Source organism: Streptomyces sp. NPDC030222 (genome assembly GCF_055573115.1).
In genome coordinates this window covers 44,386-65,986 of sequence record NZ_JBVICA010000005.1, presented here as the reverse complement: position 1 = coordinate 65,986, position 21,601 = coordinate 44,386, and the positions used below count along the sequence as shown (strand labels likewise).

General features: G+C 71.8%; 15 protein-coding genes. 3 read left to right on the top strand and 12 right to left on the bottom strand.

Annotated elements, in window-relative coordinates; all coding sequences use genetic code 11:
* Positions 1–55 precede the first annotated feature (55 nt).
* Positions 56–577, bottom strand: coding sequence for a transcriptional regulator NrdR (gene nrdR, locus ACZ4Z5_RS09135; RefSeq protein WP_468259587.1), 522 nt, complete (start codon positions 575–577; stop codon positions 56–58).
* Between the two features lie 504 nt (positions 578–1,081).
* Here nrdR and lexA point away from each other — a divergent pair.
* Positions 1,082–1,867, top strand: coding sequence for a transcriptional repressor LexA (gene lexA, locus ACZ4Z5_RS09130; RefSeq protein ID WP_468258906.1), 786 nt, complete (start codon positions 1,082–1,084; stop codon positions 1,865–1,867).
* Between the two features lie 106 nt (positions 1,868–1,973).
* Here lexA and ACZ4Z5_RS09125 read toward each other — a convergent pair whose 3' ends face one another.
* From ACZ4Z5_RS09125 to ACZ4Z5_RS09105, 5 genes are read right to left on the bottom strand one after another with little or no spacing between them, the layout of a single operon-like run.
* Positions 1,974–3,944: an ATP-dependent DNA helicase gene (locus ACZ4Z5_RS09125; RefSeq protein ID WP_468258904.1), complete on the bottom strand. Its 1,971-nt coding sequence runs from the start codon at positions 3,942–3,944 to the stop codon at positions 1,974–1,976.
* Between the two features lie 37 nt (positions 3,945–3,981).
* The gene (locus ACZ4Z5_RS09120) at positions 3,982–5,832 is read right to left on the bottom strand and encodes an IucA/IucC family protein (RefSeq protein WP_468258901.1); all 1,851 of its coding nucleotides are present in this window, start codon (positions 5,830–5,832) and stop codon (positions 3,982–3,984) included.
* 60 nt (positions 5,833–5,892) lie between these two features.
* A complete protein-coding gene (locus ACZ4Z5_RS09115; protein ID WP_468258898.1) occupies positions 5,893–6,786 on the bottom strand; it encodes a GNAT family N-acetyltransferase in 894 nt (297 codons plus the stop codon).
* Between the two features lie 32 nt (positions 6,787–6,818).
* Entirely contained in the window at positions 6,819–8,759 is a 1,941-nt protein-coding gene (locus ACZ4Z5_RS09110; protein WP_468258895.1) for an IucA/IucC family protein, read from the bottom strand.
* Between the two features lie 48 nt (positions 8,760–8,807).
* Entirely contained in the window at positions 8,808–10,187 is a 1,380-nt protein-coding gene (locus ACZ4Z5_RS09105) for a diaminobutyrate--2-oxoglutarate transaminase family protein (RefSeq protein WP_468258892.1), read from the bottom strand.
* 315 nt (positions 10,188–10,502) lie between these two features.
* On the opposite strand from ACZ4Z5_RS09105, the gene ACZ4Z5_RS09100 reads away from it, so the two are divergent.
* Together ACZ4Z5_RS09100 and ACZ4Z5_RS09095 are read left to right on the top strand one after the other, a co-directional pair.
* Positions 10,503–11,717, top strand: coding sequence for a trypsin-like serine peptidase (locus ACZ4Z5_RS09100; protein ID WP_468258890.1), 1,215 nt, complete (start codon positions 10,503–10,505; stop codon positions 11,715–11,717).
* Positions 11,718–12,025: 308 nt separating this feature from the next.
* Positions 12,026–13,192, top strand: coding sequence for a trypsin-like serine peptidase (locus ACZ4Z5_RS09095; protein WP_468258887.1), 1,167 nt, complete (start codon positions 12,026–12,028; stop codon positions 13,190–13,192).
* Between the two features lie 122 nt (positions 13,193–13,314).
* Here ACZ4Z5_RS09095 and hflX read toward each other — a convergent pair whose 3' ends face one another.
* The 6 genes from hflX to miaA all read right to left on the bottom strand — a co-directional run bounded on the left by hflX (position 13,315) and on the right by miaA (position 21,496).
* Entirely contained in the window at positions 13,315–14,817 is a 1,503-nt protein-coding gene (gene hflX / locus ACZ4Z5_RS09090) for a GTPase HflX (protein ID WP_468258884.1), read from the bottom strand.
* A 143-nt stretch (positions 14,818–14,960) separates the two neighbouring features.
* Complete coding sequence (locus tag ACZ4Z5_RS09085) at positions 14,961–16,541, bottom strand: M1 family metallopeptidase (protein WP_468258881.1); 1,581 nt, start codon at positions 16,539–16,541, stop codon at positions 14,961–14,963.
* Positions 16,542–16,681: 140 nt separating this feature from the next.
* Positions 16,682–18,787 (bottom strand): RelA/SpoT family protein, encoded by a 2,106-nt coding sequence (locus ACZ4Z5_RS09080; protein ID WP_468258879.1) that lies wholly within the window; start codon positions 18,785–18,787, stop codon positions 16,682–16,684.
* A gap of 143 nt (positions 18,788–18,930) precedes the next feature.
* Positions 18,931–19,803, bottom strand: a complete 873-nt coding sequence (dapF, locus tag ACZ4Z5_RS09075) for a diaminopimelate epimerase (RefSeq protein WP_468258876.1) — start codon at positions 19,801–19,803, stop codon at positions 18,931–18,933.
* A gap of 180 nt (positions 19,804–19,983) precedes the next feature.
* Positions 19,984–20,451, bottom strand: a complete 468-nt coding sequence (locus ACZ4Z5_RS09070) for a hypothetical protein (protein ID WP_468259584.1) — start codon at positions 20,449–20,451, stop codon at positions 19,984–19,986.
* Positions 20,452–20,557: 106 nt separating this feature from the next.
* On the bottom strand, positions 20,558–21,496 hold the full coding sequence (miaA, locus tag ACZ4Z5_RS09065; protein ID WP_468258873.1) for a tRNA (adenosine(37)-N6)-dimethylallyltransferase MiaA: 939 nt from the start codon (positions 21,494–21,496) through the stop codon (positions 20,558–20,560).
* Positions 21,497–21,601 lie beyond the last annotated feature (105 nt).

Sequence of the window (21,601 nt, the reverse complement as noted above, 5' to 3'; positions counted from 1 at the left end):
CGCACAGCGCCCGCGACAGGTCCGGAATACTGCCGGCCCGACCCTCGCCGACGGGTCAGTCGGCAGCGGTGGCGGGCACGGGGACCTCGGGGGTCACGCCGGGCACGCCGTCGTCTGCGGTGCTTGCGGGAGGCCGCCGGTCGCGGAGCTCCGCGATGGCCGCCTCGAAGTCCTCGAGCGAGTCGAACGCCCGGTACACGGATGCGAAACGCAGGTACGCGACGAGGTCGAGCTCCTGCAGCGGGCCGAGTATGGCCAGCCCCACGTCATGGGTGGTCAGCTCGGCGCTCCCGGTGGCCCGCACCGCCTCCTCGACGCGCTGGCCGAGCTGGGCAAGAGCGTCCTCGGTGACCGGCCGCCCCTGGCATGCCTTGCGCACGCCATTGATGACCTTGGTGCGACTGAACGGTTCGGTCACCCCGCTCCGCTTGATCACCATCAGGGAACACGTCTCGACCGTGGTGAACCGGCGAGAGCAGTCCGGGCACTGGCGACGCCTGCGGATGGAGGTGCCGTCGTCAGTGGTGCGACTGTCGACGACGCGACTGTCGGGGTGCCTGCAGAAGGGGCAGTGCATGGTTCCCATCCCTCCTTCAAGCACGACGAAACAGCCCCGCCGGGGCCGCACAGGGCCCCGCGAAGCAGCCACAAGCATAGGGGATGCCCGAGGGCCCACCCGAACGCCACCACAACTTGTGGGTGACCCGGCCAATCCAACCACTAGATCTAGGGTTTGGCCGCTTCGCACACCGAAGCGCGTGTCGCGCCTTCCGGGCCGTTTCCGGGCCGGGCACGAGGGTACGGGACACGCGGCGCGAACCGGGATCCAGGCCCCTCCGGTGTCACACTGGAACGCAGGGGATCGAGAAATCCGGTCACCCGCGAGTCATGGTTCGCAACCCTGACGGTACGGTGGATACTCGAATACATATTCGACCCATCGTGCACCATGACTCCATACACCCGAGTAGGAAGACATTGCAGCTTTTCCGCGGTTTTTCACTCGAACGTGTGTTTGGCGCAACCTTTCGAAAGCAACTACCGTTGTCCAGCTAGGGAGAACTTCTCGAGAGGGGCCGATGTGACCACGACCGCAGACAGTGCCACCATCACTGCTCAGGACCGCTCCCAGAACCGATTCGAGCCGGTGCATGCCATGAATGACGCGATCACGAACCCGGAGGGGCCCAAGCCCACACGCTCGCTGCCCGGCCGACCTCCAGGGATCCGCGCCGACAGCTCCGGGCTCACGGACCGGCAGCGGCGGGTCATCGAGGTCATCCGGGACTCGGTCCAGCGCAGGGGGTACCCGCCGTCCATGCGGGAGATCGGCCAGGCGGTGGGACTGTCCAGCACCTCGTCCGTCGCCCACCAGCTGATGGCACTGGAGCGCAAGGGCTTTCTGCGGCGGGACCCGCACCGGCCCCGTGCCTACGAGGTGCGCGGCTCCGACCAGCCCAGCACCCAGCCCGCCGACACGGCCGGCAAGCCCGCCGCGTCCTACGTCCCCCTGGTCGGCCGGATCGCCGCAGGTGGTCCCATCCTCGCCGAGGAGTCGGTCGAGGACGTCTTCCCCCTCCCCCGCCAGCTCGTCGGCGACGGTGAGCTCTTCGTCCTGAAGGTCGTCGGCGACTCGATGATCGAGGCCGCGATCTGCGACGGCGACTGGGTCACCGTCCGCCGCCAGCCCGTCGCCGAGAACGGCGACATCGTCGCCGCCATGCTCGACGGCGAGGCCACCGTCAAGCGCTTCAAGCGCGAGGACGGCCATGTCTGGCTGCTGCCGCACAACTCCGCATACCAGCCGATCCCCGGTGACGAGGCCACGATCCTCGGGAAGGTCGTGGCCGTGCTGCGGCGGGTGTGACGCATCCGCCGGCTCGGACCGGGCCCCGGGACCCACTGCGCCGGTCCCGGGGCCTGCCGTATGCCCTGCGGGTGATGACGTGCCTCGCCTCACGGGCCGGCCGGCGCTACCTGCCTTCGGCCTTGGCCGCCGCATCGATGGCGGCCAGGGAGCGCCGGACCTGATTGCGGTCCGTGGTGTGCCAGAAATCAGGCAGGGACGTACGGAGGAAACCGCCGTACCGTGCCGTGGCCAGGCGTGGGTCGAGGACGGCGACGACACCGCGGTCCCCCGCCGCCCGCACCAGCCGTCCCGCCCCCTGCGCCATCAGCAGTGCGGCATGGGTGGCGGCCACCGCCATAAACCCGTTGCCACCCGCCTCCTCCACGGCCTTCTGGCGGGCGCTCATCAGCGGATCGTCCGGGCGGGGGAAGGGGATGCGGTCCATGACGACCAGCTGGCAGCTCGGCCCCGGCACATCGACGCCCTGCCACAGGGACAGGGTGCCGAACAGGCAGGTCTCGGGGTCCGCCGCGAAGTTCTTGATCAGCTCGCCCAGCGTCTCCTCGCCCTGGAGCAGGATCGGCTTGTCGATCCTGCCGCGCAGCTCCTCCGCAGCGGCCTGAGCGGCCCGCATGGACGAGAAGAGACCGAGCGTACGGCCACCCGCGGCCTCGACCAGCTCCGTGAGCTCGTCGAGCATGTCGTTCCTGGTGCCCTCACGTCCGGGGGTGGCGAGGTGCTTGGCGACGTAGAGGATGCCCTGCTTGGGGTAGTCGAACGGCGAGCCGACGTCGATGCCCTTCCACACGGGCAGGTCGTCCCCCGTGGCACCCTCGGCAGCCAGTCCGAGCGACGCACCCACTCCGTTGAAGTCCCCGCCCAGCTTGAGGGTGGCAGAGGTGAGTACCACCGAACGGTCCTCGAAGAGCTTCTCCCGGAGCAGCCCGGACACGGACATCGGCGCGACCCGGAGCGTGGCGCCGAACCGGTCGTGCCGCTCGTACCAGACGACGTCGTACTCGGAGCCCTGGAGGATCCGCTCGGCGACGCCGTGCACGCTCTCCACGGACGCCAGGGCCTGCTTGCGCACGGCGTCCTCGTCCTGCACGGACTTGTCCCGGGTGGCTCCCAGGGCGGACACGACCGTGCGCGCGGCATCGCGCAGGGTCATCAGGGCGTAGCCGAGATCCTCCGGGATCTCCTCCAGCCGCCCGGGAAGGGCGAGCTCCATGAGCCGCTCGAAGCCCTCCGCGGCGGTCTGGAGGGCATCGGCGTCCTTCTCGTCGACGAGCTTCGCGGCACGGCGGACCGCACGGTTGACCTGGCCGGTTGTGAGTTCTCCGGTGGCGACGCCGGTGACGCGGGACACCAGCTCGTGGGCCTCGTCGACGATCAGCACCTCGTGCTGCGGGAGCACCGGGGCTCCCTCGATGGCGTCGATGGCGAGCAGCGCGTGGTTGGTGACGACGACCTCGGCCAGCTTGGCCCGCTCCCGGGCGAGCTCCGCGAAGCACTCGGCGCCGTAGGCGCAGCGGGTGGCTCCCAGGCATTCGCGGGACGAGACCGAGACCTGCGACCAGGCACGGTCGGAGACGCCGGGCGTCAGATCGTCGCGGTCACCGGTCTCCGTCTCGCCGGACCAGTCGCGCAGCCGGATCAGGTCCTGGCCGAGCTTGCTGGTCGGGGCCGCCGCCTCGAACGGGTCGAAGAGCCCGTCCTCCTCGTCCTGCGGTACGCCCTCGTGCAGACGGTGCAGGCACAGGTAGTTCGAGCGGCCCTTGAGCATGGCGAACTCCGGCCGCCGGCGCAGCTGCGGATGCAGGGCCTCGACGGTCCGGGGCAGATCACGCTCGACCAGCTGTCTCTGCAGCGCGAGGGTGGCGGTGGCCACGACCACCCGCTCCCCCTGAGCCAGCGCCGGAACGAGGTAGCCGAGCGACTTTCCCGTGCCGGTGCCGGCCTGGACCAGCAGGTGGGATCCGTCGTCGATGGCCTCGGCGACGGCCTCGGCCATCGCGACCTGGCCTGGCCGTTCCACACCGCCGACGGCGGTGACCGCGGCGTGGAGGAGCTCGGGGAGGGAAGGCTTCGTCATAGCTTTTCCACCCTACGGGGCGCCACTGACAACGGGATCAATCCTGGACCGATCCGGGGTCGTGCAGCGGGTTCGGCACGGTTCCGTGGACCGCTGCGTGCGGCCGCTCCGCACGGTCGCGGTAACCGTCGTGATGCAGCCGGTTCCGGTTGAGACAGAGCCGCTCGATGCGCGGCGCCAGCAGGTCGAACGTCTGGTAGCGGTCCTTGAGCTCGGGGAATCGCGCCTGGTGGCGCAGGATCTCATTGCGCACGAGAGTCCAGAATTCCCTCTCCGACACCCCCAATTGCTCCTCGCACAGCGGCGCGAGGAATCGGAAGACGCCGATGAAGAGCCCGGAGTGGATGAACTGGGTGAGGAATGCGGGCGGCTCCGTGAGCAGCACCGCACGGACGTCGTCGGGCATGGAGTCGTGCTCGGGCAGCGGCTGGGAGCTGATGTTGATGTCGTCGACGAAGTCCTTGATCGCCACCCGGACGGGGACGTCCTTCTCGCCGAAGACGACGATGGCGTTCTCTCCATGAGGTGAGAACACGGTCCCGTAGCGGTAGAGGAACCGGAGCAGCGGCGGCAGCACCGCGGCGAGGAGATGGCGCAGCCAGACGATGGGGGTGAGGCCGGAGCGGGCGACGAGCTCGGCGGTGAAGGCCCGGCCGTGGAGGTCGGTGTGGAGGAGGGACGCCAGGGTGCGGGCGCGCTCGCCGGGGCGCAGGCGGGGCTGCAGCGGCTCCCTCCAGATGGCGCCGAGCAGCTCCCTGTACTGGTACGGGACCTCGGGGAGCCGGTCGTAGAGGGGGTGCTCGACGGTGACCGAGGCGACTTCGCCGAGCAGGATCACTCCGCATTCGTCGCGCAGGAAGGGGTCGGCGTCGCGCAGGCCGAGCACCCAGGAGGTGACGGCGGGAGCGGCGAGGGTCCGCTCGGTGGGCAGACCGCGCCATACGAGGGTGTTCAGGATGGACAGCGGCAGTTTGACCAGGTGCCGGTCCGGCCTGCTGGTGTTGACGAACGTCCTGATGGACTGCTGCGGGAGGCGCAGGTCTGCGTCGGCGTGCAGGGGGACGATCATGCCGCGCGCGATGTCGGGGGCGAAGAGCGGTACGACGACTTCGTCCCACTGCCAGGGGTGGACCGGAAGGTAGAGGTATGCGGCCGGGTCGTGGCCGCGGCCGCGCAGCTGGGCGGCGAAGGAGGCGAGCACGGTGTCGTCGAGTTCGCGCCGGTAGAGCTCGTCGGGGGCGGCCAGCCCGGGAACCCCGCGGTAGACGGCGAGGGTGCGGCTGACGGCGATCCAGGGGAGGCGGGCCGGCCTGCGGGCCTCGGGGGCCCAGCGTGCGGTGTCGGGGGCGGAGAAGCCCAGGCGTCCTTTGTTCACGACGAGCCACGGGTGGCCCGTCTGGTGGCCCTCGATCTCGGCGTAGTCGAGTGCGGCGAGGCGGTCGGCCGGGAGGGCGTTGCCGTCGAGCCGGGTGTCGGAGACCAGAGTGGTGGTGAGCTCACGGACGAGGTGGCCGAGGGTGGGGCCGTCGAGGCCGAGGAGGCGGCGGGCCAGCGTGAGGAACCGCAGCGGGTCGCCGAAGGGCCGGCCGTCGCGTTCGACGGAGTTCGGGTCGACGCGCCAGTCGTCGTACGCGCCGCGGCGGGCGCAGAAGGTGAGGGTGCCGCCGTCGTCGAGCCGGAGGTCGTACCGGTGGCCGGCCCGGTGGGGCCGGCCGTCGTCGTGGTCCGGCCGGGCGACCGGTTCGACGATCTCCTCGTAGGCGAAGGCGCCGATCATCTTGGCGAGCAGGCGTCGGGCGGCACGGTCCCAGGTCGCGGCGTTCAGTTCGGGCGGAAGGTACAGCGGTTGCGGCTCCTGGAGGTCACGGGTGGCAGGTCGTTTCGTCACGAGGACTCCTCGGGCTGGAACCTTGTCGGTTCGTGCTTCGTAAACAGAGCAGCGGGTCGGTCACAGCAGGCTCCGCAGGGGGCGGTCACGGATCAGGAGGGCGGCCCGCTTGTCGGGGAGTTCGGTCTCTGCCGAGAAGCGGAACCCTGCGCTCAGGAAGGCGGCGACGGACGGGGTGTTGCGGATGTCGGGCTCGGCGATGAGGCGCGAGCACATGGGACGGTTGTCGAGCACGAGGTCGGATACCGCCCTGATGAGTGATCTGCCGAGACCACGGCCGCGGTCCGCGGCTCCTCCGATGAGCAGGTGGATACCGGTGTCCTGGGGGCGCACCGGGTAGTAGCGGGCGATGGGGTGAAGGTCCGCGCGGTAGATCTCCCAGTAGCTCATCGGTACGCCGTCCAGGACGCCGAGGCAGGGCACGCTGCGTCCGTCGCCCTCCAGTTGGGGGCGCAGATGGTCTTCGGTGACGGAGAGGGGCCCCGCGAGCTCCCAGAAGGCGGACACGGCGGGATCGTTCATCCAGCGGCTGATGATCGCCAGATCGCGGCGGACCGACACCGTGACGAGCTGGAACACACCCGCAGTCGTGGCGACCGGGGGCCATGTTCCGGGGGCGTCCAGCAGAAGGTCGCCGAACGCGTCTCCCGGGGGGACGGCACCTGTGACGGCGGACGGGCCGGCCTGCCCGGTCGGGCCGTCCGCCCGCGGTGGTGCGACGGCCGTCAGTCCGACGCCGCCGGGGGCCGACAGCGCCGCGTGCGGCGCGTGCGGCGCGGTGACCGACTGCGGCGCCGGGTGCGGTGTCCGGTCCGGCGCCGGGCGGTCCCCGTCGTGGAGGGCGGCCAGCAGTTCGGCGGGCAGCCGGAAGTCCAGGGTGTCCGCGATGTCGTCGGCCGGATCGCCCGGCGGGGATGCGGGGCCGGTGCCGGCGTTCGCGTCGGTGGGGGGCACGGCGTGGCCCTCCTCTCGGCGGGGTCGGCCGGTCATGGCCGTTGGGCGTGGAGGGGGTTGGTGATGGTGGCGTAGACGGACTGGGTGTCGACGGGGCCGACGAGCTCGTCGAGGCCGTGGAGTCTGGTCAGCAGGTTGGCCTTGCAGCGCAGGGTCGGGGATCCGAGGAGCAGGGCCGGGAGGGGTGTGCCCAGGCCGGAGCAGCGTCCGAGGAACTGGCGGAAGGCGGCGAGCAGGACCTGTTCGTCGGCGAGACGCTGGGCGCCGAAGGCACCGATCAGGCCCAGCACGTTGTTGATCCCGAGGTAGTAGGCGAACCGTTCGTCGGTGACGGCGTCGCCGACGAAGGTGTCGCTCCTCGAACCGATTCCGGGAAGGCGCCGGTCGAGTGCCGAGCGGTGCGATTCGCGGAAGTAGTAGCCCTGGTTGTCGCGGTAGCGGCCACCACGGGGCCAGCCGACGGGGTCCAGGAGGACGAGGGTGTTCTGCTGGTGGGCTTCCAGCGCGACGCCGGCGGTCCCGTCCAGCCAGAGCACCGGACGCACGACGTGGTCGAGGTAGCGCAGGAACCACTCGGTGGCGACGGCGGCGACGGGCCGGCCGGTGCGGGCGGCGAGCCGGTGCACGATGTCGGCGAGCCGGGACCGCAGTGCCGGCTGTCCCGGCCAGGGGCGGGGCGCCGTCAGTGCCGCGATGCACACGGCGTCGTCCCGGGCTCCGAAGGGGTTGTGCCGAAGGACCACGTCGAGGCCGGTGAGCGGTGTGCCGTCCGGGGCGTCGACGGCGAGCCAGGCCGGATCCCGGACGATGTCGAATCCGGGGTGGGCGGACTGCCATCGGGCGCCGAGGCCGGAGCGGAGCAGCCGGTGCACCTCGACGCCGCGGTGGAGCTCCTTGCGGAGGTTCTCCCGGCGGGAGTTGGTGATCCGCAGCCCGAGGGAGAGCTTGAGCATCATCGGGGTGCCGGGACGGGCCACGGTCCGGACGGAGGAGGTGGGGTACCAGCGGTCGCCGTGGACCCCCAGGTCGTGGAGGAGACCCGCGTCGAGCAGGTCGGCCACGGCGGGCCGGTGCAGGAGTTCCCTGGCCTGCCACGGGTGCAGGGGCAGCGGGACGGTTCCCTCCGGGAGCGGGGGCTCGCCGACGAAGCGGCGGACGAGCCGGTCCGCGGGGACCGCTCGGCCGCGTTCGGTCCAGGCCGAGTCCATGGCGAGCAGCGAGGAGTCGACGGCGAACCAGTGGAGGGGGAACGAGCCGTGCAGTTCGGGTGAGTAACGGAGGGCTTCGCCCTCGGAAAGCCCTTCCCTGCTCTTGGGGGTGGGGTGCAGGGGGTGGCCGAGGAGCAGCGACTGTTCGGCGCCGAGGAAGAGGTCCACCTCCGGGTGGCTCGCCGGGCTGCGGCGTCGTTCCGCGATGAAGGCTGCGGTGCGGCGTACGGAGTCGGCGACCCGGCCGACGAGTTCGGTGCCCTCGCCACCGGTTCCGGCTTCTTCGCCGCCGGCGCGTCCCGCCGCGGCCTCACGGGTGATGAGGGCGGCGACGGTCACCGCGTCGCAGGCCGTGGCGGTGCGGGGCGCACCGTCGAGGACCGGGAGGCCGAAGCGGTGCCAGCCGGTCGGCGACCAGTACGGAACGGGGACGAGGAGGGCGGTGCCGCTCGCCGGGAAGGGGATGCGCAGGGTGCGTCCGGCCGGGCGGGGCAGGTCGTTCTCCCGTACCCAGCAGCGCAGCAGGTTCTCGACGGCGGCCGTCTGGGCGGCGATGAGCGGGTCGGGGTCGTCCAGACCGTCCCGCGGGCCTTCCGGGTGCGGAACGGTCCGGGGGGTCAGCTCCTCGACGGGGCTGCCCCCCTGACGGGGAACGGTGGGCTGCTCGACGACGAGGGGCAGTGCGACCGGGCCGGCCGTCGTGGCGGGCCCGTTGAGCGGGATGCCGGTGCGGGGGGAGGCCTCGGGTGCGGGATTGGGGTTCACGGCTCTTCCTTGTCCGGGTGGGGGTCGGTGCCTTGTCCGGGTGGGGGGTCAGTGCGCAGTTCCGGTCACTTTGCGCCGGGGCAGAGAGCCCTCGGCGGCCTCCAGCGCGTCGGCCAGCCGGTCGAGGACCGCCTCGGCCTGCCCGTCGGTGAGGGTGAGGGGAGGGAGGAGACGCACGACGCTGTCGTCGCGTCCGCCGAGTTCGACGATGAGCCCGCGGTGCAGGCATTCCTGCTGGACGGCGCGGGCCAGCGCGGGGTGCGGCGGGGGCGGTCCGGCGCACGAGGCGTCCTCGCGTTCGGGGTCGACGAGTTCGACGCCGATCATCAGGCCCCGGCCGCGTACGTCTCCGACGCAAGGGTGGCCGGCGGCGAGGCCCCGGAGCCGGCCGAGCATCCGGGTGCCGAGGGTGGCGGCGCGTTCGGCGAGACGGTTCTCGCGGACGTAGGCGAGGGTGGCGGTGCCGGCGGCCATGGCGAGCTGGTTGCCGCGGAAGGTGCCGGCGTGGGCGCCCGGCGGCCAGGCGTCGAGTTCGGCCCTGTACACGATGACGGCCAGCGGAAGCGAGCCGCCGATGGCCTTGGAGAGCACCATGACGTCCGGGACGACGCCGCTGTGGTCGACCGCCCAGAAGGCGCCCGTCCGGCCGACCCCGGTCTGCACTTCGTCGGCGATGAGGGGGATGGACCGGTCGGCCGTGATCCGGCGCATACGGCGCAGCCAGGAGTCGGGGGCCGGGATCACGCCGCCCTCGCCCTGGACGGGTTCGAGGATCAATCCGGCGGGGGTGGGTACTCCTGCCTTGGGGTCGTCGAGCAGGTGCTCGGCCAGCCGGGCGCCGAGTTCCGCGCCGCGCTCGCCGCCGATGCCGAACGGGCAGCGGTAGCCGTAGGGATAGGGCAGGCGGGTCACCCGGACGTCCCTGGCGCCGCCGGAGGCGTCGAGGGCGCCCGACGTCATGCCGTGGTAGGCACCGGTGAAGGCGAGCATCCCCGGGCGACCGGTGGCGGTCCGTACCAGCTTGAGGGCCGCCTCGACCGCGTCGGTGCCGGCGGGGCCGCAGAACTGCACCCGTGCGTCGGCGGCGAGCCGGGGAGGGAGGGTCGCGAACAGCTCGGTGGTGAAGGCGTCCTTGACCGGGGTCGCCAGGTCGAGCACGTGCAGGGGTGCCCCCGAGTCGAGCACCTTCCTGATGGCTTCGAGAACCACGGGGTGGTTGTGCCCCAGCGCCAGGGTGCCCGCTCCCGAGAGGCAGTCGAGATAGCGACGGCCGTCCGCGCCTTCGATGGTGAGCCCACGGGCGCGGACGGGGACGATGGGCAGCGAGCGCGCGTACGTGCGGGCCGCCGACTCGCGCAGCGACTGGCGTCGCAGGATCCCCTCGTGGGCCACGGCCGGTACCGCCGGCGCGGATTCGGTCAGCGCCACGTTTCTCGAGTCCTCCTGCTACGACGGATCCGGTGCGCGCCCATGGCCCGGCTCCTGCCCCGGCCGGCGGTCGGCATCGGCGGTGAGTGCCCTGAACGCTGTCCTGCTGTCCCCCGTACGTACCAACGACGCCGGCAGCGGGGGATCACGGGCAATCGCAAGATCATCCGGGGCGGGAAACCGCCGAACCCGCACGCCGTCACCGACGGCACCGGCATAGTGAGGGGGTCGCCTCTCCGGCCGCGGGTGGCGTTCGCGACGGAGGGCACCGAGACGTCGGAAACGGAAACCGAATGCCCAGGGGGAATGCGGCATATGCGACCTACACGCCCGAAGTTCCACGCACGCGGCGGGAGGAGCGCACGTCGCGGAACGTCTCGCGGACTGGCGGCCGCGGGCCTCGTCACCGTGCTCTCGCTGACCGCGACCGCCTGCGGCGCGTCCGAGGAGGACGCGGGCGGGCGGCCACCCGCGGCGGCGGGCCAGGCCGGCACCGGGAAAGTCGAGGTCCCGGACGACGTCAAGGACCGGCTGCGGGAGCACGGGGTCGACCTTGACGGCTGGAAGAAAGGCGAGTGGAAGAACTGGGACAAGGACACGTGGCTGCGCGAGGCCCAGGACTTCGTCAACCCGATCATCGAGGGCCTGTGGGATCCGGACCGGATGCAGAAGGCCGAGCAGCCCGACAGGTCCGCCGACGGGGACATCCCAGGTGATGCGGGGGTGACGGACCCGGTGCCGGACCCGGTCACGGCACAGCCCGCCGCCACGCCGTACCGGCGGAGCGCGCCCGCCGCGGGCAGGCTGCTGTTCGACGGTCCCCAGGGGTCGATGGCGTGCTCCGCCACGGTGGTCAAGGACCCCGCCAGCCCCGGCAAGTCGAATCTGGTGTGGACCGCGGGCCACTGTGTGCACGCCGGCAAGAGCGGCGGCTGGTACCGGAACATCGCCTTCGTGCCCTCTTACAACAACGAGGGCAGGTCGGCGGCCGAGCTGGCGGGCGCGACCAAGGAGGACATCGCGCCGCTGGGCACGTTCTGGGCCGACTGGGCGCAGACCTCCGACCAGTGGATCGCGGAGGGCGAGCAGAAGGGCGGCGCGGGTGCGCCGTACGACTTCGCGGTCCTGCACGTCGTGCCGGCGAAGGACGGCAGGTCCCTCGAGGAGATAGTCGGTGCGGCGCTACCGGTGGACTTCGCCGCACCGGCCGTACCGCGGATCGCCTCCCTGACGGCGATCGGCTACCCCGCCGCTGCGCCGTACGACGGCCGGAAGCTGTACCGGTGTACGGACAGGCCGGGCCGGCTGTCCCAGGACGCGCCCGCTCCGACGATGTACCGCATCGGCTGCACCATGACCGCGGGGTCCTCGGGTGGCGGCTGGGTGATCCAGGGCAGGAACGGACAGCCGACGCTGGTGTCCAACACGTCCATCGGCGACACGACGGCCGGCTGGCTCGCCGGGCCCAGGCTGGGCCCGGGGGCGAAGGACGTCTACGAGGCGGTCAGCGCCAAGTTCGCGCGCAACTGACCTGCGGCGAGCGGTCCCCGGTGCCGCCGGGGCGCGTCCGCGATACGGCGGCCGTACCACGCCTGCACGACGGCTGTACGACGGCACAGGGTCCCCGGCAGCGGCCGGGGACCCTTCGTCGTTCCGGCCTCTCCACCGATTCCTCACCAACCAGGCGGCCCCCGTGGCCGATTCACCCCGTCCGGGAGGGCATAGTGGAGGGCTGCGCGGGACGGCCCGGAGAGTGACGGGCCGCCCCGTACAACGAGTTCACGACACTCGTAGGAACAAACGCGCAGCGCACCAGTGCACAAGAGGGAGTCGTTCTCATGCGATCCATACGACCGCTGCTCGCCGTCACCGGCGTGGTCGCGGCACTCGCTCTCACGGCCACCGCATGCGGCCCGAGCGAGGACGGGGCGGCGGACAAGCCGGCCGCATCCAGCCCCGGAGGGGCACCTGACGACATCGCCGTTCCCGCGGATCTGGCCGACGCCCTCAAGAAGCACGGCATCGACCCGGACAAGTGGAAGAACGGGGAGTGGAAGAACTGGCAGAAGGACAAGTGGCTCAGCAAGGCCGAGGACTTCGTCAACCCGGTCATCGAGGGCCTGTGGAGCCCCGAGCGGATGAAGACCGCGAAGTCGCCGACCCGCACCCTGTCCGCCTCTGACACCTCCGACGACCAGGGCACCAGCGACCCCGCGCCGCAGGCCGTCCGGGCCGATCGCGTGAGCGTGCCGTACCACGACCACGCCGCGCCGGTCGGCAAGGTGTTCTTCGACACCCCGAAGGGCACGGCGGTGTGCTCGGGCACGGTGGTGAAGGACCCGGAGAACCCGGGCCGTTCCAACCTGGTGTGGACCGCCGGCCACTGCGTCCACGCGGGCAGCGAGGGCGGCTGGTACCGCAACATCGTCTTCGTTCCGGCCTACAACGACCTGGGCAAGGACCGCGCGGCCCTGCGGAACGCCGAGCCGCAGGAGATCGCACCGTACGGCGAGTTCTGGGCCGACTGGGTCGCTACCTCCTCGGAATGGATCGCCGGCGGCGGACCGAGCGGCGATGAGGGAGCCCCGTTCGACTTCGCCGTGATGCATGTGCAGCCGAAGGGCGCCAAGTCGATGGAGGAGACCGTCGGTGCCGCCCTGGACGTGAACTTCGACGCGCCCGCGGCGAAGGACATCCCCTCCATGGGCACCTGGGGCTACCCACAGGCACCGCCGTACGACGGTGCGATCATGCACAAGTGCATCGACCGTCCGGGCAGGCTGTCCAGGAGTTCCGATACGCCGACGATGTGGCGCATCGGCTGCACCATGACCGGCGGCGCATCCGGCGGCGGCTGGTTCGCCACCGGTCGCGACGGAAAACTCGCTCTGGTGTCCAACACCTCGATCGGCGACCTCGACTACACCTGGATCGCCGGACCACGGCTGGGCGAGGGCGCGAAGCGGGTCTACACGATGGTGAGCGAGAGGTACGCCGGCAGGTAGGCCGGAACGCCGGGTGGCCCGCTCCCCGTCACCGGGAAGCGGGCCACCCGCAGTTCACGGACCGGTACGGCCGGCCGCCGCCGGAGCAACGCCCCGGCCCGGGCCGTGCCGTCCGGCCACGCTCAGTGGGACACCAGGACGTACGGAGCCAGCTCGGCCGCGAGGACCTCGTGCACCCGCGCCTTGAGCAGCGTGCCCTCCGGGGTGTGCTCCTCGGAGATCACCTCGCCGTCGGCATGCACCCGGGACACCAGAGCGCCGTGGGTGTACGGCACCAGCACCTCGATCTCGACCTGGGGGCGCGGCAGCTCGGCGTCGATCAGCCCGAGCAGGTCCTGGATGCCCTCGCCGGTGCGCGCAGAGACCGCGAGGGACCGCTTCTCGATGCGCATCAGCCGCTGGAGCACCAGCGGGTCGGCCGCGTCCGCCTTGTTGATCACGACGATCTCGGGCACGTCCACCGCGCCCACGTCCCGGATCACCTCGCGCACGGCCGCCAGCTGCTCCTCCGGCGCCGGATGCGCTCCGTCGACCACGTGCAGGATCAGGTCGGCGTCGCCGACCTCCTCCATCGTGGAGCGGAACGCCTCGACGAGGTGGTGCGGAAGGTGCCGGACGAAGCCGACGGTGTCGGCCAGCGTGTACAGCCGGCCGCTGGGCGTCTCGGCCCGGCGCACGGTCGGGTCGAGGGTGGCGAACAGTGCGTTCTCCACCAGCACGCCCGCCCCGGTCAGACGGTTGAGCAGCGAGGACTTGCCGGCGTTGGTGTAACCGGCGATCGCGACGGAGGGCACCTTGTTGCGCTTTCGCTCCTGGCGCTTGATCTCGCGCCCGGTCTTCATCTCCGCGATCTCCCGGCGCATCTTCGCCATCTTCTCGCGGATCCGCCGCCGGTCCGTCTCGATCTTGGTCTCACCGGGACCACGGGTGGCCATGCCGCCGCCCGAGGAGCCGGAGCCACCACCACCCATCTGCCGGGAGAGCGACTGGCCCCAGCCTCGCAGCCGCGGCAGCATGTACTGCATCTGCGCGAGCGAGACCTGTGCCTTGCCCTCTCGGGACTTGGCGTGCTGCGCGAAGATGTCGAGGATCAGTGCGGTCCGGTCGACCACCTTCACCTTGACGACGTCCTCGAGGTGGATCAGCTGGCCGGGGCTCAGCTCACCGTCGCACACCACGGTGTCCGCGCCGGTCTCCAGCACGATGTCCCGCAGCTCCTGGGCCTTGCCGGAGCCGATGTACGTCGCCGGGTCGGGCTTGTCGCGGCGCTGGATCACGCCGTCCAGCACCACGGCGCCGGCCGTCTCGGCGAGCGCCGCGAGTTCCGCCAGGGAGTTCTCCGAGTCCTGCACGGTGCCTGACGTCCAGACGCCCACCAGCACCACGCGCTCCAGGCGCAGCTGCCGGTACTCGACCTCGGTGACGTCCTCGAGCTCGGTGGAGAGTCCCGCCACACGGCGAAGTGCCGCGCGGTCCGAGCGGTCGAACTGATCGCCGTCACGGTCTCCGTCGATCTCGTGGCTCCAGGCGACGTCCTCTTCCATCAGGGCATCGGCCCGAAGGCTCTCGGCGAAGCTGTCCGCGGGGCTCTGGCTGTCCTTGGAAGGGGAAGAAGAGGAGGTCATTGGATCCTTAAGCATCGGAGGAAGGTTTGTGTGCCGGATTCAACGTCCGACGTGCCCTGATGATTCCCGCCCATCGGCCAGGGGAACCCGGGCCGGCCGCGTCGCCGTCACCCGATGATGGTCGCACGGCCCGAGGGCGGCAGTCACGCCGATTTCCCCTCATGGCCCGGCTCCGGCCCCCGGTCGGGCGCGGGCCGCGGCGCCGGCTGGGGCCCGGCATCCGGCGGCAGGCTGCGCCAGTCCGTGTGCCCGGGCATCGGCGGCGTCCTCTCGTCGTGGAGCCAGGCGTCGAAGAAGGCGGTCAGGTCGCGACCTCCCACCTCGGAGGCGAGCCGGACGAAGTCCGCCGTGCCGGCCGTGGAGTCCCGGTGGTCGGCCACCCATCTGCGCTCCAGCTCGCGGAACGCCTCGTCGCCGATGGTCTGCCGCAGGGCGTAGAGCACGAGCGCGCTGCCGTCGTAGACGACCGGCCGGAAGATGCTGATCTGCTGGTCCTCGACCGGCGGCCTGGGAGCCGCGGGCGGGCCGCCGGACGCCCGCCAGTTGTCGGACCTGGCGTAGGCGTCCTTCATCCGCTGCTCCAGTGCGATCCCGCCGTGCTCCTCCGCGTAGCGGGCCTCGTACCAGGTGGCGTGCCCTTCGTTCAGCCAGAGGTCGGACCAGGTGCGGGGGCTGACGCTGTTGCCGAACCACTGGTGGGCCAGCTCGTGCACCATGATCGAGTCGATGTACCACTCGGGGACGTCGGTACGGGTCAGCAGCGCGCGCTCGAACAGCGACAGGGTCTGTGTCTCCAGCTCGAATCCGGTGTCGGCCGTGGCGGCCAGCACCCCGTACGTCTCGAACGGGTACCTGCCGACCTGCTGCTCCATCCATTCCATCTGGGCGGGCGTCTTGGCGAGCCGGGGTTCCAGTGCCTCATGGTCCGCGGTGGGCACGACGTCCCGCAGGAGCATGCCCCGGGGCCCCTGCCGGTGCACCACGGTCGACTTCCCGATCGACACCTGGGCCAGTTCTGTGGCCATGGGATGGTGCGTCCGGTAGGTCCAGGTGGTGTCCCCGGCAGCACGGCCGGCCAGGGCGGGGGTCAGCCCACCGGTCATGGAGAGGGCCGGCAGTCCGTTGGCGACGACCGTGAGGTCCTTCGGCGCGGTGACGCGGAAGGTGAAGAACGCCTTGTCCGCGGGGTGGTCGTTGCACGGGAAGACCCGGTGTGCGGCGTTCGCCTGGTTGGCCATGGCGAGCCCGTCCGTGGTGCGGACCCAGCCGCCGTTGTTCCCCACGGGGTCGCTGGTGTGGCGGACGATGATCGTGAGGGGCTCGTCCTCCTCCACGGCGTCGGCAGGGGTGACGACGAGGTCCTCGTCGGCGGTGACGAACTCCGCTCCTTCTCCGTTCACCTCCACGGACCGGACCGTGCCGCGGTCGAAGTCGAGGTTGATGTGCTCCAGCCGCTCGGTGGACCTCGCGTCGATCTCGGTGACGGCCTCCAGCGGTGTGCTGTTGCTTCCGCTGTAGGTGAGGGCGATGTCGTACGCGAGGACGTCGTAGCCGGGGTTGCCGAGCGTGGGGAAGAGCGGGTCGCCGATGCCCAGCGCGGTCGGCGGGGGCAGCGCGGCGGCGACCAGCGCGGCGGATGCGGCGGCCAGCACGCCGACGCGCAGCAGCGGGCGGGCCGGCCGGCCGGAGGGGAGCGTGGAGGGGGCGGGGAGCGAGTGCGGCATGCCCCTACGGCTACCAGCGGACCCGGTGCGCGACCGTGGCGGCACGCCGCGTCACCCGAACGAGTCTTCCGTTGCCGTCTGCCGCGGAAGACGCCGGACCGGGGCGGCGAGGAGCGATGCGGCCGGAGCCGGGCCGGAGCTCAGGCGGTGGCGCGGTGCTGGGCGCGGCTCACGTCGTACACACCGGGGACGTCGCGCATGGCGCGCATCAGCGCGGGCAGGCCGGCGGCGTCGGGGAGCTGGAGGGTGTAGGTGTGCCGGACCCGCTGGTCGCTGGGGGGTTCGATGGTCGCGGCCACGACCGCGGCTCCGGCGATGGCGATGGCCTCGGTGAGGTCGGCCAGCAGCCTGGTGCGGCCGAAGGACTCGGCGACGAGGGTTACGCGGCACTCGGTGGAGTCACCCCAGCGGATGTCCACGGGGGGCCGGCCGACGTCCCGCATCCGGGCCACCGCGGGGCACTGCTCTCGGTGCACGGTGACGGCGCCGCCGCGGACGGCGAATCCGGTGATCGCGTCGGGCGGGACGGGAGTGCAGCAGCCCGCGAGCCGGACGGCGGCCCCGGGCATTCCCTCGACCAGGGCGTTGGTGGCCGTGGGACGGCAGGCGGCGACGGCCGCGGGCGGGCGGGGCGCCGCCGCGGGGATCTTCGCGGCTTCGGGGTGAGCCGCGAGCCAGGAGCTGATGGCGATGCGGGCGGCCGGGGTGCGGGCGTGGTCGAGCCAGTCGGGCGAAGGCCCGGAAGCCGTGTCCTGGGCAAGCAGGATGTGGACGGCGTCCCCGTCGTTCAGGGCCGTGCCGAGGGTGGCCAGGCGGCCGTTCACCCGTGCGCCGATGCACGCGTGTGCGGCTGTTCCGTACTGGGCGTAGGCGGCGTCGACACAGCTGGCGCCCGCGGGCAGGCCGAGGGTGCCTCCGTCGGTGCTGAAGACCGTGATCTCCCGGTCCTCCGCCAGTTCCTCCCGCAGGGAGCTCCAGAACGTGTCGGGGTCGGGGGCGTTCTGCTGCCAGTCGAGCAGTCGGGACAGCCAGCCGGGTCTGGTGGGGTCGGCCCGTTCGTCCTCGGGGGGCTCGGTGCCGTCGACGGCCGCGTACGGGTTGCCGAGGGCCACGACACCGGCTTCGGCGACCTTGTGCATCTGGTGGGTACGGATGAGGACTTCGGCGACCGATCCGTCAGGGGCGGCCACGGCGGTGTGCAGTGACTGGTAGAGGTTGAACTTGGGGGCGGCGATGAAGTCCTTGAACTCGGAGATGACCGGCGTGAAACAGGTGTGCAGCTCGCCGAGCGCCGCGTAGCAGTCCGCGTCCTCCCCGACGAGCACCAGAATGCGTCCGAAGTCGGCGCCGTTCAGCTCGCCGTGCTTGAGGCGCACCCGGTGCAGGGAGACGAAGTGCCGCGACTGGACGTGGACTTCGGCCGTGACACCGGCTTCGCGGAGTACGGCACGGACATCGTCGGCGATTCCGGTGAGGGGGTCCTCCGCGGTGGCCGCGGCCGTGACGAGGGCGCGGGTGTGGGCGTATTCCTCGGGGTGGAGGATCGCGAAGACCAGGTCCTCCAGCTCCGTCTTGACGGCCTGTACGCCGAGCCGTTCGGCCAGGGGGATCAGGACGTCGCGGGTGACCTTGGCGATCCGGACCTGTTTCTCGGGCCTCATCACGCCGAGGGTGCGCATGTTGTGGAGCCGGTCGGCGAGTTTGATGGACATGACGCGCACGTCGTTGCCGGTCGCGACGAGCATCTTCCGGAAGGTCTCCGGTTCCGCCGCGGCGCCGTAGTCGACCTTCTCCAGTTTGGTCACGCCGTCGACGAGGTAGCAGACCTCGTCGCCGAAGGCCGCCCGCACCTGATCCAGCGTCACTTCGGTGTCCTCGACGGTGTCGTGGAGGAGGGACGCCGTCAAAGTGGTGGTCTCCGCGCCGAGTTCGGCGAGGATGAGGGTGACGGCCAGCGGGTGGGTGATGTACGGCTCGCCGCTCTTGCGGAACTGCCCGCGGTGCGAGGACTCGGCCAGCGCATAGGCACGGCGCAGGACGCCGAGGTCGGCGTCGGGATGGTGTGCCCGGTGCGCCTCCGCGACATGACCGAGGGCGTCGGGGAGCCGGTCGCGCGAGGCGGGTCCCAGGACGGCGGCGCGGCCGAGCCGGCGGATGTCGATCCTGGGGCGGCCGCGCCTGCGGCCGGTCGGGTTCTCCTGAAGGCTCTCAGGGGGCGCGCCCGGCTTCGCGGCGTCTGCACTCATGGGGACCTCCGGCAGCCTCGCCCGGCGGTGCCACGCACGGTGGTTTCCGTCCGTGGGGCCGGTGCTTGATGCTACCGAGCCCACCACGTGGCGCAGTCCAGCTCTCGCTCAGCGTGAAACGGATCACCCATTCGAGCGAAGCTCTAGGCGCTCACGGTTTCGAGCCATGCGGGGTCGAGGGTCCCCTCGGCGACGATCACCGCGGATCCGGTCATCTCGATCTCTCCGTCGGGGTGCTCCGTGATGGTGAGCGTGCCGCCGGGGACGTCCACGGTGTACGTCACGGGGGTGCCGGAGGCCGTGGGGTCCGCGCCGTCCCGGCGGGCGGCCGCGACTGCGACGGCGCAGGCACCGGTGCCGCAGGAGCGGGTCTCGCCGGCTCCGCGCTCGTGGACGCGCAGGGCGACGTGGCGGGGGCCGCGGTCGACGACGAACTCGATGTTGACGCCGTCGGGGTAGACCTCGGCGGGGGCGAACGCGGGCGTGGTGAAGAGGTCACCGGCGTGGGCGAGGTCGTCGACGAAGGCGACGGCGTGGGGGTTGCCCATGTTCACGTTGCGGGCGGGCCAGCTGCGGCCGTCCACGGTGACGGTCACCCCGGCGTCGGGGAGCAGGGCGCGGCCCATGGAGACCGTGACGTCGCCGTTCTTGGCGAGGTGGACCTTCTTGACGCCGCTCCGGGTGGCGACGGCCAGTTCGCCCTCCTCGACGAGGCCGGCGTGCTGGAGGTAGCGCGCGAAGACGCGGATGCCGTTGCCGCACATCTCGGCGACGGAGCCATCGCCGTTGCGGTAGTCCATGAACCACTCGGCCTCGCCGGCCATCGCCTTCGCCTCGGGGTGGGCGGCGGAGCGCACGACGTGCAGCAGTCCGTCACCGCCGATGCCCGCGCGGCGGTCGCAGAGCCGTGTCACGGTGTCGGCGGGCAGGTCGAGCGTGTTGTCCGGATCGGGGACGACGACGAAGTCGTTCTCGGTGCCGTGGGCCTTGAGGAAGGTGATCTGCGGAGTGCTCACGCGCCAATCGTACGGGCCGGGTCCGTGGGCGAGCCCTCCGGCGGTGCGACGCCCGGAGGTCTCGGGCGGCCACCACGTACTCCGGACCATGCTGCCGGCGCTCGCGGTACTCCGGATCATGCGCGCTCCGGTCCGTTCCGGCGGAGGCGGGCGCCTGGCGGCCGAGCCGGGGCGTGGCCGTCAGCGAAGCCGGGCGACGCGCCAGACCGCGAGGGCCATCAGGGCGGCCATCGTCAGTGCGTAAAGGGCGACCACCCGCCAGTCGGGCCGCTCGCCGGAGCCCCGGGCGGGCAGGCCGGGCCAGGTGTAGCCGACCCGGCGGGCGGCCATCATGCCCCAGCCGGCGGCGGTCCCGCTGATGAGCAGACCGAGCATGGCCACGACCGCTCCGCCGCCGCCGAACTCGAAGGCGAGCGGGAAGGCGAACATCAGTGAGCCGATGGCGGCGAGGATCACGATGGGGGCGAGCTGCCAGGCACGCAGTCGTCCCTGCGGGCGCAGCTCGACCTCGACCTCGGCCCCGGAGGTCAGTTCACCGTCGTCGGGGGTCAGCTCCGGCTCCTCGGGTCCGTCCGCATTCAGCGACGCACCCAGGGGCGCACCGTCGTCCCGTGCCCGTCGTTCTCGGTCGCGAGGGCCGGCCTCCATCGCCACGCGCCCTCCCAACTCGGATTTCACTGGCCGATCGAGCTCGATGATGGCACGCTCCGGGGCGTCGGATTGACGGCCGGAGCGTCCCGATGCCATGACGTGATCAGGCTGTAACCGCTCGTTCGACCAACGCCAGCGCCCGTCTCGGAAGTTCCCCCCGGTCATCCGCGGCGCCACTCAGCCAGTGGACCCTGGGATCGCGGCGGAACCACGAGTCCTGGCGGCGGGCGAAGCGCTTGGTGGCGCGTACGGTCTCGGCCCTGGCCTCGTCCTCGGTGCACTCCCCCGCGAGCGCCGCGAGAACCTGCTGGTAGCCGAGTGCGCGGGAGGCCGTGCGCCCCTCGCGCAGGCCCTGCGCCTCCAGGCGGCGGACCTCGTCGACGAGCCCGGCCTCCCACATCCGGTCGACGCGGACGGTGATCCGCTCGTCGAGCTCCGGACGGGCGACGTCGACGCCGATCTGCACGGTGTCGTAGACGGAGTCGTGGCCGGGAAGGTTGGCGGTGAAGGGCTTGCCCGTGATCTCGATCACTTCGAGCGCCCGGACGATGCGCCGGCCGTTGCTGGGCAGGATCGCGCGGGCGGCCTCGGGGTCGGAGGCGGTGAGCCGGGCGTGCAACGCGCCCGGGCCGCGCAGGGTCAGCTCGTCCTCCAGGCGGCCGCGGACCTCGGGGTCGGTGCCGGGGAAGTCGAGGGCGTCGATGGCTCCCCGTACGTACAGCCCGGAACCCCCGACGAGGACGGGCGTACGGCCCTCGGCGAGCAGCCGGTCGATCTCGGCGCGGGCCAGCCGCTGGTACTCGGCGACGCTGGCCGGCTCGGTGACGTCCCAGACGTCGAGCAGGTGGTGCGGGATACCGCCGCGCTCATCGGGCGTCAGCTTGGCCGTCCCGATGTCCATCCCGCGGTAGAGCTGCATGGAGTCGGCATTGACGACCTCGCCGCCGAGGTGCCGGGCGAGGGCGACGCCCAGATCGGACTTTCCGGCTGCCGTGGGGCCGACGACGGCGATGACCCGCGGTGCGGGGGCTGCAGTTCTCACGGCCCCAGTCTCGCAAACCCGGAGGGACTGCCCCGAACGGGTGACGTGACGGTACGCCGCCGTGGTCGTTTCCCGTTGCGAGGTTCCGGCCGCCGGTTTCCGAGC